Below are 18,985 nucleotides of genomic sequence, written 5' to 3' on the forward strand. Positions count from 1 at the left end.
CCTTAATGATACATTCTCCATTATATAATTTAAAAGAGGGGCTTAGATGATGCCGGCTTCTACCAGAACACTGTAGAGCTGGCGTTTGCCGTCGATATCGATGGCGGCAGCAGGCTTTCTCGGGAATCCGCAGTCGATCCCCTGCATTTCAACCGCTGCTTTCAGCGAGCTTGGGAAGGGGTGTCCAAAGATAACCGCCATGACCTTGCAGAGCCTGCGGTGATATTCTTGGGCTTTTTGCAGATCTCCTGCCATAAAGCTATCGTACAGGCGGCGGCAGAGTTTTGGAGCAGCGCAGGCGCCCACACCCATAAAACCGTGCCCGCCGCAGGCCAGTGTCCCGAGGAAGGTTTCATCGGTTCCGGTCAAAACGCCAAAGGCCTGCTCCCTGGTTTCATTGATGATGGACACTGTGCTGGTAAGATCGGCTACATTTTTAATGCCACAGATATTCTTTTCTCTGGACAGCTCAACAATGGATTCCACAGACAGCGTTACATTGGTGTAATCCGGATAATGGTAAATGATTACGCCGGGTTTTGAGAAGCGGGCGATTTCTTTATAGTAGTTTACCATGGATTCCTCAGTGGTTGGCGGGTCAAAGGGAGTCATGATGAGGTTGAAGTCCACACCGATTTCGCCGGCGTATGAGCAGAGCTCCTTAGTGCCGGCGGTGGTGTTGGCGCTGCAGCAGGCAGCGATCTTGAGACGGCCATCTGCAGCTTTGACAGCTGCCTTGAACAGTTGCTTTCTCTCCTCGATACCCATGGCTGGATATTCGCCGGAGCTGCCGCCCACCAGAATACCGTCAAGGCTTTCATCGGCAAGATGATCCACCAGCTTTTTCACCGATTCGACGTTCAGGCTTTCATCACGATTCATGGGGGTTACCATGGCTGCATACACACCTTTAAATGATTTGGCCGCTGGCAGCTCCTTTCCCTCCAGGTAAGCTCGGCTGTTTTGCTGCTTCAAATTGCCCATGTCCATTTTAGCGTTGATGCGCAGTCGCTGGGGATCATAGAATACACGGTCGCAGAGGGTGACTTCCACAGTCTGTCCTCCGGTTTTTACCATAACTTTCTCCCCGTTTTTAGCGTGTCCGGATTCGATGAGGCAATAGCCAATGCTCTCTTCCACTGTGTAGCCATAATTGGCGGTAGTGACCTTTCCGATCACCTTTTCCTTTACTAAAACCGGGCTTTCGTTTTCGATGTCGATGGCATCGTCACTGGCTACAAAACCCATGAGTCTGCGTTCAGGACCCTTCTCCTTGATTTTGAGGAGCTTTTCTTTTCCAGTGAAATAGGGCTTATCCCAGTTGACAGACCATTCCATGCCCATTTCCAGCGGGTTTGTTCCACCGAAATCCCGGACAGTGATGAGTCCCTTTTCGGTGGGAACGCTCTCGAGGGTGACGTCGCTTTCAACAATGCGGACACCGTATTTTTTCCCGATCCGCAGCAGGTCTGTGACGATCTGGCTGATACGGGCGCTGTCTGCGAAAATTTCAAAGCCAAGCTCACCGGTGAACCCAGTGCGGGACAGGATAATGGGAATACCGCCGGCCTCATTTTCCATAAAGGTGTAGTACTTCATGTCGGTCATGTCGCACTTCAGGTAGGATGCCAGCATACGGCGGGAATCCGGACCCTGGACAGACCAGAGGGAAATTTCGTCGCTCAGGTCTTCAAAGCGGACCGCGCGTTTGTTTTTATGCTTTTCAAACCACTCAAGTGTGTTGTCCTTAAAGGGTGAAATCATCCAGAATTTTTCATCGCTGTAACAGTAGAAGGTGACATCGTCGATCATCACAGCTTCCTCGTTTAAAATACTAGTGTACATGACCTTACCTGGGATCAGGTGCGCCAAATCGTTTACACACATCTCATCTAAAAAGATGCGTGCATCCTTTCCGGTAATTTCCACAAGGCCCATGGTGAAGTCAAAAATCGCCACGTGATTGCGGATGAGTTCATGGTCATGTCTTCTGGCCATATCATTTTTTTTGTACATTCTCTTCCTCCCGGTTGGTTAATATTTATGTGATAAATGCTTTGCTGGCTTTGGAGAATACCGGCAGCCAAAAGCTTTTTTATCGGATACTCAGTTATAACGCAAGGCGTGTGCCAAAAGGCAGAAATGTCAAAAAAATTTTTGTAAAATTTAAGGTATAATGCTGGAAGCCCTTGATTTTAGGCGTAAAAAACACGACATGCTTGTCAAGGATAAAGCCGAGTGTTACAATTGAGACAGTTTTTTAACAGGCTATCATCGGGGAAATGATGAAAAAATTCATTGCCGTGATGATAGAATTCATCACTCAAAAAGATGGTTTGTTTTGGAAGTATTGGTTGTAAAAAGGTGAGGGAAAATGAATTTAGGTGATATCTGCAGTTCAGAATATCTGCTCGCGGACCTTGAGGAAGGCCTTGAGCAGGCGGTCAAAAAACTTTCGGGGCAGGATACAGCGTTCGTACTGGCGGCTGATCTCGGCCAGGTTGAAAAGGTATTTACAGACAGGGCGCTCCTGCGCCTTTATATGGAGAGCGGCGGCAGTGAAAGCACATTAGAGGATTGCGTTTCAAGAATGGCCTTTAAAATTTTATCGGCAGATCTGCCGGTTGAGCAGGTTCCTGAAATGGCGGAAGGGACGCTGATCATTGCCCTTAAAGACGAAAAGCCCGTCGGCGTGCTCCACTATACAAAAGCCATACGGGAACTGCTGTCTGCCAACAGGACCTTTGATTTATCCATTGAAGGATTTCAGCAGGTTTTTGAAAATATTGAAGAAGAAATCGTTGTTTCCACAGGAGACGGCCGTATCTCCTATCTGAATCCCAAGGCTGAGCATCTTATCGGGCTGCCGGCCAAAGAGCTGGTGGGTATGAGTCTTGAAGAGCTGGTGGAAAAGAAAATTTTTTATCCCAGCGCGGCCCTGGAGGTATTAAAAATCAGGAAAAAAGTGGACATGCAGACAACCCTGAAGGACGGAGAGGAGCGCCTGAGCACCGCTATCCCTATTTTTGACCAGAACGGCGGGATAAAATATACGGTGTGCACCTCGAAAAATGTGGGCGAGATTTTAAGGCTCAACCAGCAGCTGCTCTCCAAAAAAGCCAAGCTCAGGCAAAAGGATGAGGAAATTGAGCGGATGCAGAAAAAAGAATTTGAGCAGATGAATTTCTACTTTGACAGCCCGGAAATGTATAAAGTTATGCGCTCCATCCGGCGCACTGCACCCCTTGACATGACTGTTCTGATTCAGGGAGAAACCGGTGTGGGCAAAGGAATTATCGCTAAGAGCATCCACTATTTAAGCAACCGGAGGCATCAGCCCTTTGTCAAGATCAACTGCGGGCTGATCCCAGAAAACCTTATCGAGGCTGAGCTTTTCGGTTATGAGGAGGGCGCTTTCACTGGCGCTTCCAAAGGCGGCAAGGTCGGCAAGGTCGAGATGGCCAACGGCGGCACCCTCTTTCTTGATGAAATCGGTGATATGCCGCTTCCTCTCCAGATCAAGCTGCTGGATTTTATCCAGGACTCTACCTTTGTGCGGGTAGGCGGCGTAAAGCCACAGAAGGCCGATGTGCGCATCATATCTGCCACGAACAGGAATCTGGATAAAATGATGCAGGAGGGCACCTTCAGGCAGGATCTGTTTTACCGGCTCAATGTTTTTAACCTGACCATTCCCCCGCTGCGTGAGCGCACAGGGGATATTCCCGAGCTCATCGAATTCTTTTTAAAAAAATTTAACAGCAAGTATGGCTTGAACAAAAAACTGGCGCCGGACCTTATCTATGAGCTATACCAGTACAGCTGGCCAGGCAACGTGCGTGAGCTGGAGCACACCCTGGAGCGCTTGATCGTGATGAGCGAAGGCGACGAGATTAACTCCGAAACCCTTCACGAGGCATTGAATAACGCCCAGAAGCCTTCACTCAACATTGTCTGCAACGGGATTATGCCATACAAGGAAGCTAAAAGCACCCTTGAAAAAATATTGGTGCAGCGGGCCTACGAGACCTGCGGATCAACCTACAAGGCTGCCGAGGCACTGGGAATCGATCAGTCCACTGTGGCCAAACTGCTCAAGAAATACCGGGCCGAAAACTAACCAGAGTCAAAAATTAGCCTTTATGAGCACAAAAAGTGCATTTAACCGGTGACACCATAGTGATATAATAAATAAGTAAAAGTTTAGTATCAGCTTGGGGGAATTGCCATGGGGTGTAAAAATTTTAAAGATATTAACAAAGAAACGGTTAAGGACTATTTAAAGGAGTGTACGGATTATTTTGCGCCGGATGCGCGTTTGAGCGTGTATGAAATCGGCGAAAGCGAGGAAGACGGCGACGGCTTTATCAATTTTCTGTACCGTGTCTGGGACGAAAACGGAAAATCCGTGATCGTCAAGCAGGCTAAGACCTATTATAAGGCCTTTGAGGAAGGCGTGGGCCCCTTTGTACAGGACCGCAACGCGCTGGAGGCGGATGTCATGCGCATCAAGGGCGCCATCACACCGGAATATATTCCAGCGGTCTATCAGGTAGACCTTGACAACCATATTTACCTCTGTGAGGATTGCAGCGATTTAAAAATTCTGCGGTTTGAACTGATGAAGGGCAAAAAATTTCCGGATTTTCCAAAGAAGATCGGCGAGTTTATTGCTAAATCCAACTTTTACACCTCCGAGTATTATCTGGACGCCACGGTTTACAAGGAGCTTCAGGCAAAATTTCTGAACCCCAATATGCGTCTGGTATTTGAGATCGGCCTGTTCCTGAAAGATGAGCATGCTATCGACGACCATGATCCTCACGATGATCCAAACGCTGATCCCGAGCGTCTGGCCATGGGCGACGCGCCATGGAAAAGCAAGGCCTTCCGCACCGAAATGCTCAAGCTGCGCGACATTCACATGAAGCACTGCGAATGTCTGGTACACGGCGACCTGCACACCTCCAACATTATGATAAACGACGAAAAAATGAAAATTATTGACCAGGAATACGCCTTTATGGGGGCTTCATCCTCCGATACTGGCTATCTCATGGGCAGTGTGCTCTATGAATACATTCGCTGGTTTTATATGGATGATTACCCTGAGGATTTCTGTAAGGATTTCAGGGAAACTATTCTCGGCTATATGCGGGACATTATCCATACCTACAATGCGGTTTATACCGAGTGCTGGAAAAAGGACGCAAAGGTGACCTACCGCGATTTTGACGATTTTCGCGAGTCCATTCTCAGGAATTTTATTCAGGAGGTCTGCGGTTTTACCGGATGCCAGATTACGAGCCGTGTAGGCGGGCTTGTCCCTCTCCCCGACTTTGACACCATCGAGGACCGGGAAAAACGCAACGAGGCCTGCCGCCTGTCCCTCACCATCGCCAACTATCTGATCATGCACCGCATGGAAATCGAAAGCATTGACGACATGGTGGACACGATTGTTCAGATTACAGAAAACTTCTTTAAACTGATAAAGATTATTGATTAATATAAAAGCCCCTCATATAAATTTTATATGAGGGGCTTTGTACAAGGAGATATAAATGAAAACCATCGATTGCCTCGGGGATATCTGTCCCCTGCCGGTTATGAAGCTTCAGAAGGAGACAAAAAAGATGCAGCCCGGCGACAGTGTCATGCTTGTCACGGACCACAGCTGCGCGGTGAAAACCATCCGGCAGTTCTGCGAAAGCCGGCAGTTTTCCTGCCTGTGCGACGAGGTGATGAACGGCGTCTGGGAGATCACAGTCAGCAGATAGTGTCGGCCAGGATCTTTTCAATATAGGAGGTCAGCTTCAGGAGGGTCCGGTCCCGGTATTCCGAAGCCTTTTTCTTAATAATGTAATAGTCGTTGTGCAGGGCCATTTCCTCCACCCCGATAATTTTGAGCTGTTTGTGATACAGCTCTTTTTTTATGCACATATACGGGAGAAAGGCCATGCCGTAACCGTTCATGGTAGAAAGCTTGATGGACTCGATGGAATCCTGCTTAAACATGATCATCAGACGATCAGGGTCGATCCCCTCCTCGAACAGACGCTTTTCAAGGTGCTGCTCGGTGCGCTGGTCTGAGGTCAGGGTCAGCAGCGGATGGTGGTAGAGGTCCTCCTTATGAATGGTGTCGGCAATGTTCATCTCACTGCCGGCCACCAAAAAAACATCGTCGGAGAAAACCTTCTGTCCTGTCAGTGAAGGGTCTGACGGCGGCCCGGAAATAAAGCCGATGTCCCCCTGGTCGCAGTTGATCTGCTGCTCGATACGGGCGCTCGCCACCGAGGAGATTTCCAGTGAGTAAGTTGGAAAATTCTTTTTTACATAGTACAGGGTGCAGGGCAGCGCATAGGAGGCGATGATGTGTGTGGATAAAATATGAAGCACGCGGTTGCTCTCCTCATTTTCCTGAATTTCACGGATCATGCTGTCATAGGTAGAGGTCAGGTGCCTGGCGTACTCGTAGACAACCTTGCCGTTACAGGTCAGTGTGACGCCACGGTTGCTGCGCTCGATGAGCTGAGTATTGAAAAGCTGCTCCATGGTTTTGATCTGCTGGCTGAGAGCAGACTGAGAGATATAAGTCTGCTCAGCTGTTTTGGTGATGCTGCCATTGTCCACTATTTTTATAAACATTCTCAAAGATTCGATATTCATGCCATTGCCTCCTTTGTCATTGATTACAGTATATCACAGAACAGGAATAAGGTGCGGAAATTCTGCCATCAGTTTTTCTTATGCTGAATCGCTTTTCAATGTTATTCAAATTACTGATGAGGTGCTATAATGGAATCATCAAAAGTTGATAGTTTTTTAACAAAGGAGGGGAAAGGATTTGGAAGAAAAGATTCAGCGGTCTACCAGGACCCGCGCGCCGAGGAAGCCGAAAAAAAACCAGATACCCATCGCCATTGTGGTAACGATTTTAGTCGTAATCGCGGGCGTCTATCTTGGACTGGGAAGCGAGAAACTGCCAGTCTACTGGATTATCGGGCTCTGCTTTGGTTTTATCCTTCAGCGGGCGCGCTTCTGCTTTACCGCATCGGTGCGTGACCCGAGCCTTACCGGGAGCACCTCACTGACCCGGGCGGTGCTCATCGCCTTTGCGGTGACGACCATTGGGTTTACAGCCATCAAGTATGGTGCCTACCTAAACGGTCAGGAAATACCGGGCATGAGCTCAGTAGCGCCCATCAGTTTGCCGCTGGCGCTGGGGGCGGTGTTCTTCGGTATCGGCATGGTCATCGCCGGGGGCTGTGCCTCTGGAACGCTGATGCGTGTCGGTGAAGGGTTCACCATGCAGATGCTGGCTTTGGTGTTCTTTGTGGTCGGTTCCTTCTGGGGCGCTCACGACATGGGATTTTGGGACGGTGTCTTTAACACCAACGCGCCCAAGATCTTTTTACCGGATGTGTTTGGATGGTTTGGCGCTTTAGTCGTCCAGGGATTAATTATTCTTCTGCTGTATATTGCCGCAAGGCAGTGGCAGAAAAAGAAGATGGGAACAGCGGATTAATTTGGAATTCAAAAAAGAAATTATAAGAAAAAGGAGAAATTAAAATGAGTGAATATACGTTAGATTGTTTAGGTGAAGCCTGTCCAGTGCCATTGATGAAAACTGAAAAGGAACTGGCAAAACTGAATGTCGGCGATCTGTTAATCGTCTCTATTGACCACAGCTGTGCCATGAAAAATGTGCCGGAATGGGCGCGCGCTCAGGGCCATAACGTCGAAATCGAGGAAGTGGACGATGGCGAATGGGAAGTTGTGATTGAAAAAACCAAATAACCCAATATGAGGGGGAGGTTGTTATTGTGAAAGAATTTTTTCAAAAGCTCAGTAAAAATGATTTTTATAAAAAATTGATGAAAGAGCCTTTGACCTATGTGGCTGGCGCGGTGCTCCTGTCTGTTTTCCAGATCGCGCACCTGGCGTCCCTCGGCAGTGCCTGGGGCGTTACCAGCGCTTTTGCGGACTGGGGCGCCTGGATATACCAGGGCCTTGGCGGGGATGTGAGCTCCTGGGCTTATTTTGCAGGCGAAAAGGCGCAGCATACCCTGGCCGCAGGCTTTCTGCACGACGGCGGTTCTATCCGAAATATTGGAATCATCGTTGGAGCATTGCTGGCCACGCTCTACGCATCACAGTTTAAAATTAAAAAGATCAAGTCTATCCGTCAGGTAGTGGCCGCCATCTTAGGCGGGCTGCTCATGGGTTATGGCGCCAGAATGGCCCACGGCTGTAATATTGGAGCGCTGTACAGCGGAATCTCTTCCCTGTCCCTTTCCGGCTGGATTTTCGCAGCCTTCCTGATGGTCGGCGCCTTTATCGGCAGTAAACTGCTGGCAAAGTATTTTATGTAAAATCAATTAGGAGTATGGAATGAATAAGAAAACAGAGCAGTATGATGTTGTAATAATCGGCGGCGGCGCTGCTGGCCTGACCGCGGGGATCTACTGCGGGCGTGCCCGCCTGAAAACCCTGCTGATCGAAAAGGCACTGGTGGGGGGGCTTGCCACCTATACCAGTGAAATTGAAAACTATCCCGGTTTTCCAGAAGGCTCAAGCGGTCTGGGGCTCATGGATTTATTCCATGAACAGGCCAAGAAATTCGGCGTGAAATTTAAGCTGACCGATGTGCGCTCCGTAGATTTCTCCGGCGAAACCAAGGTGGTTGAAACTTTCAGAAACCGCTTTGAGGCCAAGGTCGTCATTGTGGCCACCGGCGGAAAGCCGCGTCTGACCGGCGCTGAAAACGAGGATAAATATCTGTACGACAAGGGTATCTCCTTCTGCGCGACCTGTGACGCGGCCGCCAACACCGGAAAGACCGTTATGGTCATCGGCAGCGGTGACGCGGCCATTGAGGAAGGCACCTTCCTGACAAAATTCGCGGACAAGGTCATCGTTTCCGTTATGCATGAGGAAGGCAAAATGGACTGCAACGAGATCGCCAAGGCCCAGGCCCTGGAAAATCCAAAGATGGAATTTATCTGGAATACCGTTGCCGAACGCTTTGAGGGCGACGAGCACCTGGATACTGTCGTGCTGAAAAACATTAAAACCGAGGAGTCCATCCCCGTCAAGGTAGATACCTGTTTCCTCTTTATCGGCTATCTCCCCAATACCGAATGGTTTAAGGATATTCTGGATATGAACCGCGGCGGTTATCTCATTACCAACGAACGGATGGAAACCAACGTGCCAGGTGTTCTTGCCGCAGGCGACGTCCGTGATAAATTCTTAAAACAGGTTGCCACAGCCGTAGGCGACGGCGCCATTGCCGGCTACGGCGCAGAAAAATATATCTCCGAACTGGAAATCTACGAAAGCCAGGTGCTCAACAATGGCGAACCCTCCGTCGTCTATGTATGGAACGCGGTAGATCCCAACTGCCGTGAGCTCATGACCACCGTTGAAGCCTTCCAGGAAAAACACGCAGGTGACCTCCACGTCACCAATGTGGATATTTACAAATCCGACGGCATTGCCAGACGTTTGGGCATCTCCGAAGTGCCGGCGGTCCTCTATATCAAAAACAACGAAGTCCAGAAAACCCTGACTCAAAATATCTCCATGGAAGGGCTTGAAGGACTGGTAGATTAGACCGTAATCCATTATCAAGATTAAACCAACTCGTTAATACACCCAACTTAGACCACTTAGATAAAGAAGCCCCGCTGAAAAAGGCGGGGCTTTTTTTAATTTATTCTGATATGGTAAGCGCAGCGCTGCTCTGATTTCCAGCAAAATCACTGGAAAAAAGCGTCAGATTTTTGTCAGGAATTTCAAAAACAAAGGTGCTGCCCGATTTATGCGCAGGGAAATATTGATTTCCATCGGCGTCAAGCCCATAAACACTGTCTGGGTTAATGCCGCTTTGATTGTCCTTTAGCGTAAAGGTGAGTTCCTTATCGCTGGAGGAGTAGCCTGAGAGAACAGGTGGTTCGGTATCCTCAATTGAGCCGGTATTTTCCGGATTGAGACTGGATACGCCCAGAATGAGACCTATAACAGCAGCAAAGACAGCGGGAATCCACCAAATTCCGCGCTTTTTGGAAGAAATATTTTTTGCCGGGGGCTGTGCGGTTGCCTCAGGAAGCGCTGATAAAAAAGGCAGCGTTTCGGGAAGAGCGCCTTCGGAGAGCTTGAACATAGCTGGCAGCAGACTAATTTGAAAGCTGTAAAGCCCACGCTGAGAAAAGTATTGATGAAGTGTTTTCTGCGCGGTATTCAATCGGCGTTTTACGGTGCTGAGGGAGCAGTTCATAATTTCCGCGATTTCTGAGAGCTTATGATTTTGGTAATAGCGCATGGACAGCAGAAAACGTTCATCTGCCGAAAGTGTTTTCATCGCCTCTGCCAATGCCGAATAGCGTTCATCGCGCAATGCTTTTTCCTCTGGGATAAAGACAAGATCCATTTCGGGTTGATTTAAAAAAAGCGTGTCATCCGAACAGTGCTGCTCATTTTGAGGTTCCTTTTTCCGATAATAGGAAATACAGGTATTATAAGTAATCCGATTTAGAAACGCCATAAAGGTTTTAGGGTTTTTAAGGGTTGAGATAGACTGAAGCAGCTTGACATAAATATCCTGAAGGATATCCTCTGCTAAAATATCTGAGTTAAAATATTTTTTGACAATGACGTACTGCCGCCGCCATGTCAGGCGGTAAAGCTCCGAAAATGCCTCGGAATCTCCTGCTATGGCCCGTGACACGATGGGCTCATGGCGTTTATAATCAAAAATTTCCATTATTCTGTCACCTTCAGTTTGAGTAGTTCATATCTAAATGTACTAAATATGCAAAAGAATGTCAATTGAGAATCTCAAATTCAGACTTTTCTTAAACTTTAAAAAATTTTTCAAAAAAGATGACCCCTCTATATGCGTACTGCGTCTTACTCCAATAAAATCCCTGAATTCCGAGGCTTGAAATTTAAGATGGCGGGCTTCGTTAAAATATTTTATAATAGTGAAAGAGAGAGGTAAAAAGAAAATGCAACAGCGAAAAGAGATCAGACGCTTCATGTGCTTTGTCATGGCGTTTGTACTGGCTCTGGGCCTTATCGGAACATTAACGCCCCGTAAAGTCCAGGCCCAGACAAGACAGCAGGTATGGGAGGACGGCATCCGAAAGATCAGCCGGAAGGATACGTCAGGTATGGGTGACACTGCCACTGGCAGTGCAGTTCCCCGTTGGGACGGCAGTGCCAAAGTGGCAAGGCTGAAGGAAGGCAGCACGACCGTCTATGAAATATGGACACCGGAGGAGCTGCGCTGGGCCTTGAGCGGCAGTAAAAATGTCGAGCTCATGTGTGATCTGGACATGGGCGGAGAGATTAAAACAACAAATTTCGATGGTACCGCCAATGACACAGCCGATATCGCCAACGGTGATTATAAATTATGGAGTATTGTGACACTGAAAAACTGCGAGGTGAACGGAAACGGCCACACCATCTACAATCTGTCCGCGAACACAGGCTTTGTCAACCTGGGACTCGGAGCTGTGCTCCGGGATATCACCTTTGACACCTTTAAAATATACGGCAGCGGAGCAGTTGGGGTTGTTGCCAGCACAAGCGGCAGTACCGAAGCCATTCCGTCAGTTATGACAAACGTCGGGCTCGAAAACGGCGTGGTAAGAGGCGGCGACTTTGCGGGGGGCCTTGCGGGTTCAGGGTATAATTCCAACATCACCGGCTGCCATATTAAGAATGTCCAGGTTAAGGGAAATGCTCATTCGGCGACAATCGCCGGCGCCGCTACAGGTGAAATCTCAAATAGCTATGTGGTGGACTCGCTTTTAGTTGTCACTAGTCATGCAGGCGGTGTCGTTGGGTGCACAAACGCAGGTGTAAAGGTTACAAATGTCTTTACAAATGTAAGTATGTATGGAACGTCTGAAATAGGTTCTTTTCAGGGCGAAGGAATAAAATCTGTTTTTGAAAACTGTTACTCTGCGGGATTTGTGGTTGGTACAGGATCACAAGTTGGCGGATTTATTGGCGATGCCAACAGCGCGCAATTTAAAAATTGCTATTCGAGTGCCATGGTTATCAACGAGGCTGGAAGTAATTATGGCGGTTTTGCCGGGTATAGCGATGGGACAGCAGCTGTATTTTCAAATTGTTACGCTGTGGGTGAAGTCGGAGCATTGACAACATCTAATAATTCCTATAGCAATATAGGCGGCTTTATAGGCGCTAACAGCCGCAGCTTTACAAATTGCTACTACGATAAACAGACAAGCGCACGCCGTGAGTTTGGCGGTGGAACCGCAGAAGTTAAGGGTTTAACAACCAAGAACTTGACAGGTGTTGAGCTGTCTGGCTTTGACCCGGAAGTCTGGGATTTTCAGGAAGGGCGTTACCCACAGCTCAAGGTATTCTCCACAGGCTCTGCCTTCACTGATCCGGATGATATCGCTACCGCCAAGGTTTATTCTCAGGCATCCGTGGCGACTGCTTTTCTGAGAGACCAGACCGGGGGTGATCCTAACAGTAAGAACTATGATACTGTGCGGGAAATCACGGACCTGTTCCCCATGTCCAATGATGAGAACACTGGCGAGGGCAAAAATGGCCTGGTACATTTCACCTGGGAGCAGGATACGGCCCACCCAGACAACATCGTGGGGCCCTTTGGCAGTGACATTCTCACCATTTCAGACAGCGGCTCAAAGGATCATGTTTCAAATATGACGCCCGGCATCGGCTGGGCCAGAATCGAAGCAGACCTTTACGAGAACGGAAAGTGGTATTCAGGAAATCATGCCGTGCGCTTTGTACCTACAGTGATCCTGTCGCTGGATCAGGAGGGCGATTCAAGTCTGGGAGCAGGAAAGGACGCGGTGCTCTACCCGTCTCTGACCGGCGAGGAAACGCTGTACGACCATGTTGACGGCGTGAAGCTGGCCAAGACCGACGCGGCGACCCTGAGCAAAAACCCGGCCACACTCCCCTCCTACCCCTATCCTGAGGGTAACGGCTATAAAGACCAGCCGGTGGTGATCCAGTACGGCGGGCAGGAAGTGACTGGGAAAATCAGCGTGGTCATTACAAAAACCCTTCCCGACGGCACCCAGAGCGAGGATCTTCTTACAGGCGGTAATACCCAATATTATGCCGATTTGTTTAACGGCATTACAGCTTTTACCGAAGCGGATAAGGGCGTTTATACCCTTACCTATTCCTGGCAGGTCAATGACACCGATCCGGATATGATTCTTAAAAACAGTAAAAAGGTTACTGTGCGTGACGGACTCACAGCTGTTTTTAAATGGAATGACAGTATTCACACAGAGGAAAGCGGTGAAAACAGCAGCACCTACGCAGAACTGAAGCCGCCAGAGGATACCCTGAAGGTGGGCGATGCCATTGGCGATAAAATGCCGCAGGATCCATCGCGTAAGGGCTACCGCTTTATCGGCTGGTCAACCCGTCCAGACGCTACCGAGGCAGACTACACCAAGGAAAAAAATAACACCGTGGCGTTTAAAAAAGATACGGTCATGGAAAGTGATGTGCTGGTCCATGCCCTGTGGAAACCATACAGCTATAATTTCGAGTTTAATATGCCAGGAGAAGCCCCGTCCGTCACAGTGAGCGGAACCTACGGTGAAGCTCTGGGCGACAGTATACCGCAGGCTCCGGAACAGGAGGGCTATGTGTTTGCGGGCTGGAGCACAGAAAATCCGGCAGACAACCCCGGCGCGGTGCCCTCACTGAAGGGCGATACCGTCATTGACGAGACCCTTGTGGGTGAGACGGAGAACAACGGAACCATCCAGGTGTATCCGGTTTACCGGCCCTCTGAAGGCATATTGAGCTTTTATAAAAATGACGGAAGTCCCGATAACGATGGTAAGGGGCCGCAGATTGGCGGTGCAGTCACCTACCAGTACGGCGCCGCTCTGCTTCCCCCGCCGGACGCAGGAGAGCGCCCCGGACATATTTTTGTGGGATACAGCAGTGAACAGAAGCCAGTATTAAAACCGGACGAAGCCTTTGACAGCGAATATCCTGAGAACGGAACCTTTGACCAAACCAAGGACTACTACGCCGTATGGCGCATCAAGACCTTTACAGTTACACTGAAGCATAATGACGGAACAGACAATGAAAGCCTGCTGGAAAATATCGCCTACGGCAGCGTTTTGAGTGATGAGCAGCTAAAACCGCCTGTGCGGGAGGGCTATACTTTTACTGGATGGTTCAGGAGTCCTGAAGGTACAGAGAAGCTTCCGGAAAATCCAGTGGTCGGGAGCGATGAGACCTATTATGCCTGTTGGTCTAAAGATCCCTACAGCCTGGATGTGTTTTTAACCCCGGACGCAAAAGATCCGTCAAAGCCTGACAGGGTTGTCGAGGATGTGCCATACAGCACACCCCTTGGCGACCGCCTGCCTTCACCGCCCCAGTACTGGACAGATGAAAGCGGTCAGAAATGGGAATTTACCGGTTATGTCGATGCTGACGGTAATCCGGTAAATAACCAGACTGTTTTTAATCCAGGAGATTTAAAAGAGGATCACGGTGTGATCACAGGAACTTATAATCAGAGGGTCTACACCATTTCGGGAAGTAAATACGGCCACGGAAGCTTTACTAACGGGCTTGGTATTTACCCGGCTGGAGAGAACACAGTGGTCAGCTGGCAGCCGGACAGCGGCTATAAAACGACCCGGGTTATGATTGACGGCGTTGTGCGGGATGACCTGCTGAACAGCGGAAGAGGCGGCGATATTGCCTTTAAGGATATTCACGAAAATCACCAGGTCTATGTTTCCTTTGATAAGGACAGCGGAAGTAGCCCTGAAAAGCCCTGGTATACTGTGGCCACAACGAAAACCGGCGGCGGAGACCTGTCCACGCTTACAAAAACAGCGACGGTTGAGGAAGGGAAAAATTATCAGGTTGAATGGAAAGCCGCCGACGGTTACCGCGTTGCGAGCATCACGGTGGACGGTGTGGCGCATCCAGTGAGCGATTCGGGCAAAATTGATTTTAACCAGATCGGAAGCGACCATGAGGTCATCGTTGTATTTGAAGCGGCAGCGCCAGAGCTGGACGCCGGGTCAACACCAGGCTTCTGGACCGTTACTACCCGCCAGACTGGCGGTGATGTTTCAGGAGGCGCCACTGCCCTTACCCCCACCGCTGTGGTGGTCAAAAACACCAGTCCAGTGGTCGAGTGGTCCGCAGCACCAGACAGCGGCTATCTTGTAAAGGCAGTGGTCATCGACAAGGAAACCCCGGATGAGCAGACGCTGACCGCCGATGAAATCGCGGCCGGCCAGTGGCGTTTTGACAACATTTCAAAGGATCATACCGTGGATGTTGTCTTTGACTATCCGGAAAAACCGGATGACCCGGATAAAAAGCAGTACAAAATTGAGACAGCACTCACCGGAGGGCCAGGTGTGATTACTGGCTCGGCAGTGGTAGAGGAAGGCGACCAGTACAAGGTTGAGTGGAAAGGGCCAGAGGATGAACATTATGTTGTGGAGGAAATCAAGATCAACGGCGCGCCCCAGGACCTGGGCAAAGAGGAAACATTTTTTGAAAACATCCAGCAGGACAGCCGGGTGGAAGTAAAGCTCAAGCCAAACCTGCGCGTGGTTGAGACCAGCAGAGTGGGACAGGGTAGCATTGATCCGTCCAAAACCGTTTTTTATAAAGACAGCTACACCGTTAAGGCAGCGCCGGCCCAGGGCTGGTATCTGCGGCGGGTAGAGCTTGACGGCGAGGTAGCAGGAGAGTTTACAGATCCGGCTATCCCGCAAAATGCCATGCTCATGAGCACTCTGGCCGATCCGGCAGAACATCAGGTTACTGTTGATGAAAATCAAAATATTGTCATACCCTTTGAGGGCATTGTTGAAGATCATCAGGTTAAGGTGACGTTTGTAAAAGAAGGTGAGATTGAAACGCCAGCGGAGGATTTGTTTCACGTTTCAACACATATTGAAGGCGGCACAGGCACAATTACGCCGGGAGGTGCTGTTGCCAGAGGAGAAGGTATCCAGATTAACTGGAGCCCGGATCCAGGCTTTGTCGTTGACCATGTGGATATCCGGGTAAATGGTGTTTTAAGAAATGACCTCTCAGCAGCGGTACAGGATAACAGCCTAGTTCTCAGTGATATCTGCGATGCTTACGATATCACAGTGGTATTAAAACACGGCGACCTTGAGACAGATGACCCATCTGGCGGCGAGGCGCCTGTGTACTATAATATTCAGACAGTCATTACTGGCGCCGCGGGGGCAGACATCACCCCGTCGCAGTACCATCTGGCGGCCGGCTCCTCAGTGCCGGTGCAGTGGAGCTATGACGCTCTGCTCTACGAGGTGAAAGCGGTCAACGTCGACGGCGTCAGCCATCCAGAGCTGGCTGCCAGCTTTGAATACGCGTTTGACGATATTCAGTCAGATCACCGCATCGAAATTGTTTTGGGAGTTATTGAGCAAAAGGAGCCTGAAAAGGGCCAGTTTACGGTCAGCACAGCCGCCAGAGGCGGCGGCAGTATTGACCCTGCTGTGACAGTACAGGAAGGCAGCGACGCTGTGGTGCACTGGAAAGCATTTGAGGGTTACGAAGTATCAACCGTTATTATCGACGGAATTGTGCGGGGTGATCTGCAAAAGCCGGGTTCAGAAGGAAGTGTGGTTTTTGAAAAAATAGACCGAAATCATACGGTGACCGTAGTATTCCAAAAGGACAGCGGGAGCATTACCCCTGAAAATTATGTGGTCGAAACCTTCAGGCAAGGAAACGGCAGCATCACTCCCACCACGGCCATCAAAGCGGGTTCAGACCATGAGGTTGTTTTTGCCCCAGATCCCGGCTATAAGGTAACGCGTGTGGAAATCGACGGTGTGAGCCGTCCAGAGTTTATTAAAGAGGGAAAAATTGTTTTCAAACAGCTTTCAGGAAACCACCAGGTACAGGTGATTTTTGAAAAAGACGGTGAACCGGTAATCCCTGTGGAAACCTGTACGGTCCGCGTGGCTGTTACCGGAGGTTCTGGAAAAGTGAGCGCGTCAGCGACTGTTTTAAAGGGCGAAAGCTACACAGTTAACTGGCAGCCCGAGGAAGGCTGGCGTGTTGGCAAAATTTTGATCAATGGGACAACTCGCCCTGACCTGTTAAATAAGACAAGCCTTGAGCTGAAAAAAGTTACAGAAGATCAGGAAATAGAAATATTTTTTGAACCCATTGAGAGCAGTGTTCCCCCAGAAACTGACGGCGGGCCTGAGGATGGGAATAAACTGGAAGAAGGAGATAACGGCAGTTCTATGAAGCCTATGTATCCTGACGAAGGTATGACAGAAAAAGAAGAAACACCTTCTGCGGAAAGTGTTTCAAGTAAAAAAATTGTTCTGAGCGGTTTTGCACCAAATACAGGACTGCGTGAAAGCGGAGCGGGAAGGACGGCCCTGCTCGCAAAGCTTCTGAACGGGCAGTGGCCACTCAAAAGTGACAGAATGGCACTGGCAGATTTGATTTTGACAGCCCTGTCGGCCGCGCTGGCGGCGGAAGGGCTTGTGTTCAGAAGAAAGAAAAAAGCAAGGATGGTTGTAATGATGGCCGCAATCACATCTTTACTGCTGTTTTTACTGACACAGCCCTTGATTTTACGCTTTGTGATATTTGACAGCTGGAGTATTTTGTTTCTCGCCTTGATAGTCTGTCAATTGGCGGCTCGGCGGCTTTCTAAAGAAAACGAGGACGCTCCGGAAGAAGAAATTGAATAGCTTTTTATGAAAAAACAACGCCCGTTTTGGCACTGTGCACTTACCACAGGCTGGAACGGGCGTTTTATTTTATTCGATTATTACAATTGATCGTCCGAGATTTCCAGCATAGTCTGAAACATAAACCTCCAGCTGGCCGGGACGCTCCGGAAGCGAAAAGGTAATACCGTTTTGCTCGGGGGATGTGCTTTCGGGATAGATAACTTCACCTTGGCTGGTGACAGCGTAGATGGACGCAAAATTAACACCAGAGCCTTCGTCATAAAGGATAACCGAAAGAGTTGTCGGGGTTGCTTGATAGGAGAGCAGCTCAGGAATGGTTGTGTCTGCTACCGTTATGGGTTCAGCAGCAGAAAATACCAGATCGCTCAGGGCAGCGGGCAGAACAAGTAATATGGATACAAACGCAAAAACCGGTGGGAGAAGCCATTTTAGATGCTGTTGTCTTTTTATACGCTCGGCGGTGTTTAAAAAACTTTGGAAGGTGTTTGGATTTTGCGAAGCTGCAAAGCCCTCTGGCTGAGTCATTATTTTATTTAAAAGGGCAGAAGCCCCGGAGCTTTCAAAAGCAAAGCCGGCAGCTGAGGTTTTGAGCGCGGGCATAAGAAAAAAAGCCGGACTGCGCTCCTTCCCCAGCTTTTCGACAAATAACTGACGGATTTTTTTTAGCTGCCGTTTAACGGTACTCAGTGAGCAGTCCAGAGAAAGGGCGATGTCCTTAAGCTTCATATCCTCGCGGTAGCGAAGAATGAAGATGGCTCTGTCACGGTCTGAAAGAAGCGACAAAAAGCTTAAGAGTTCCAGGCTGGTTTCCTGATGCATAAGCTTTTCAGCCGGTTCGGGATAATACGAGTGTGTGCTGCTGAGAGAATCCAGATAGCTGTCCTCTGACGGTTTTTCCACAATATAGTATTGCTTTCGTTTGTAAGAGATACAGGTATTGTAGGTCATTCGGTTGAGATAGGAGATAAGCATTCCCGGCTTTCTGATGGTATCAATGTTGCTTAAGAGCTTTATGTACACATCTTGAATGACGTCCTCTGCCAGATAGGGATCTTCCATAATCTGTGAAGCCAGAAAATACTGTGAATCATAGGTTAATCGGTAGAGCCTTTCAAAGTCTGCTTTATTGCCCTCCTGAACGCTTACAACCAGCGCGCCAAGCTGCTCGTAATCTAAATTTTTCATTAAAAACCTTCCTTTTTACC

Annotated in this window: 12 protein-coding genes; 8 read left to right on the forward strand and 4 right to left on the reverse strand. The window is 49.1% G+C overall.

The genetic code is table 11. From position 1 onward, the window contains the following. Nucleotides 1–42: 42 nt before the first annotated feature. Nucleotides 43–2,016: a dihydrodipicolinate synthase family protein gene (locus DW091_RS10530; protein WP_118518119.1), complete on the reverse strand. Its 1,974-nt coding sequence runs from the start codon at nucleotides 2,014–2,016 to the stop codon at nucleotides 43–45. Nucleotides 2,017–2,374: 358 nt separating this feature from the next. On the opposite strand from DW091_RS10530, the gene DW091_RS10535 reads away from it, so the two are divergent. From DW091_RS10535 to DW091_RS10545, 3 genes are all read left to right on the forward strand, one after another. Next, nucleotides 2,375–4,120, forward strand: a complete 1,746-nt coding sequence (locus tag DW091_RS10535; RefSeq protein ID WP_058692978.1) for a sigma 54-interacting transcriptional regulator — start codon at nucleotides 2,375–2,377, stop codon at nucleotides 4,118–4,120. Nucleotides 4,121–4,228: 108 nt separating this feature from the next. Next, nucleotides 4,229–5,509 carry a phosphotransferase gene (locus DW091_RS10540; RefSeq protein WP_118518120.1) on the forward strand — a complete coding sequence of 427 codons (1,281 nt, stop codon included), beginning with the start codon at nucleotides 4,229–4,231 and terminating at the stop codon, nucleotides 5,507–5,509. Nucleotides 5,510–5,564: 55 nt separating this feature from the next. Further along, nucleotides 5,565–5,780 (forward strand): sulfurtransferase TusA family protein, encoded by a 216-nt coding sequence (locus DW091_RS10545; protein ID WP_118518121.1) that lies wholly within the window; start codon nucleotides 5,565–5,567, stop codon nucleotides 5,778–5,780. Here DW091_RS10545 and DW091_RS10550 read toward each other — a convergent pair. Beyond that, nucleotides 5,770–6,669: a LysR family transcriptional regulator gene (locus DW091_RS10550; protein ID WP_118518122.1), complete on the reverse strand. Its 900-nt coding sequence runs from the start codon at nucleotides 6,667–6,669 to the stop codon at nucleotides 5,770–5,772. The genes DW091_RS10545 and DW091_RS10550 overlap by 11 nt on opposite strands. 178 nt (nucleotides 6,670–6,847) lie before the next feature. Between DW091_RS10550 and DW091_RS10555 the strand changes: the two genes are divergently transcribed. Genes DW091_RS10555 through DW091_RS10570 form a run of 4 tightly spaced genes read left to right on the forward strand, consistent with a single transcriptional unit; the run spans nucleotide 6,848 to nucleotide 9,618 of the window. After that, complete coding sequence (locus DW091_RS10555) at nucleotides 6,848–7,528, forward strand: YeeE/YedE thiosulfate transporter family protein (protein ID WP_083337015.1); 681 nt, start codon at nucleotides 6,848–6,850, stop codon at nucleotides 7,526–7,528. 44 nt (nucleotides 7,529–7,572) lie between these two features. Further along, the gene (locus tag DW091_RS10560) at nucleotides 7,573–7,800 is read left to right on the forward strand and encodes a sulfurtransferase TusA family protein (RefSeq protein ID WP_058692982.1); all 228 of its coding nucleotides are present in this window, start codon (nucleotides 7,573–7,575) and stop codon (nucleotides 7,798–7,800) included. A 26-nt stretch (nucleotides 7,801–7,826) separates the two neighbouring features. Then, on the forward strand, nucleotides 7,827–8,375 hold the full coding sequence (locus tag DW091_RS10565) for a YeeE/YedE thiosulfate transporter family protein (protein WP_074616371.1): 549 nt from the start codon (nucleotides 7,827–7,829) through the stop codon (nucleotides 8,373–8,375). 19 nt (nucleotides 8,376–8,394) lie between these two features. Beyond that, complete coding sequence (locus DW091_RS10570; RefSeq protein WP_118518123.1) at nucleotides 8,395–9,618, forward strand: FAD-dependent oxidoreductase; 1,224 nt, start codon at nucleotides 8,395–8,397, stop codon at nucleotides 9,616–9,618. Between the two features lie 100 nt (nucleotides 9,619–9,718). On the opposite strand, the gene DW091_RS10575 is transcribed toward DW091_RS10570, so the two are convergent. Further along, entirely contained in the window at nucleotides 9,719–10,768 is a 1,050-nt protein-coding gene (locus DW091_RS10575; protein ID WP_118518124.1) for a sigma-70 family RNA polymerase sigma factor, read from the reverse strand. Nucleotides 10,769–11,012: 244 nt separating this feature from the next. Between DW091_RS10575 and DW091_RS10580 the strand changes: the two genes are divergently transcribed. Next, nucleotides 11,013–17,777 carry an InlB B-repeat-containing protein gene (locus DW091_RS10580; protein WP_118518125.1) on the forward strand — a complete coding sequence of 2,255 codons (6,765 nt, stop codon included), beginning with the start codon at nucleotides 11,013–11,015 and terminating at the stop codon, nucleotides 17,775–17,777. Nucleotides 17,778–17,846: 69 nt separating this feature from the next. Here the strand turns inward: DW091_RS10580 and DW091_RS10585 are convergent, their stop codons facing one another. Next, a complete protein-coding gene (locus DW091_RS10585) occupies nucleotides 17,847–18,965 on the reverse strand; it encodes a sigma-70 family RNA polymerase sigma factor (RefSeq protein ID WP_118518126.1) in 1,119 nt (372 codons plus the stop codon). Between the last annotated feature and the right edge of the window lie 20 nt (nucleotides 18,966–18,985).

The sequence above is a fragment of the Eubacterium sp. AM05-23 genome, from assembly GCF_003477535.1.
In the GTDB taxonomy this organism is placed as follows: domain Bacteria; phylum Bacillota; class Clostridia; order Eubacteriales; family Eubacteriaceae; genus Eubacterium; species Eubacterium maltosivorans.

Bases quoted from the DNA above. Each gene is read 5' to 3' on its own strand.
- DW091_RS10585 (WP_118518126.1), bottom strand. From the start codon at position 18,965: ATGAAAAATTTAGATTACGAGCAGCTTGGCGCGCTGGTTGTAAGCGTT.
- DW091_RS10580 (WP_118518125.1), top strand. From the start codon at position 11,013: ATGCAACAGCGAAAAGAGATCAGACGCTTCATGTGCTTTGTCATGGCG.
- DW091_RS10535 (WP_058692978.1), top strand. From the start codon at position 2,375: ATGAATTTAGGTGATATCTGCAGTTCAGAATATCTGCTCGCGGACCTT.
- DW091_RS10545 (WP_118518121.1), top strand. From the start codon at position 5,565: ATGAAAACCATCGATTGCCTCGGGGATATCTGTCCCCTGCCGGTTATG.
- DW091_RS10550 (WP_118518122.1), bottom strand. From the start codon at position 6,669: ATGAATATCGAATCTTTGAGAATGTTTATAAAAATAGTGGACAATGGC.
- DW091_RS10560 (WP_058692982.1), top strand. From the start codon at position 7,573: ATGAGTGAATATACGTTAGATTGTTTAGGTGAAGCCTGTCCAGTGCCA.
- DW091_RS10575 (WP_118518124.1), bottom strand. From the start codon at position 10,768: ATGGAAATTTTTGATTATAAACGCCATGAGCCCATCGTGTCACGGGCC.
- DW091_RS10540 (WP_118518120.1), top strand. From the start codon at position 4,229: ATGGGGTGTAAAAATTTTAAAGATATTAACAAAGAAACGGTTAAGGAC.
- DW091_RS10530 (WP_118518119.1), bottom strand. From the start codon at position 2,016: ATGTACAAAAAAAATGATATGGCCAGAAGACATGACCATGAACTCATC.
- DW091_RS10570 (WP_118518123.1), top strand. From the start codon at position 8,395: ATGAATAAGAAAACAGAGCAGTATGATGTTGTAATAATCGGCGGCGGC.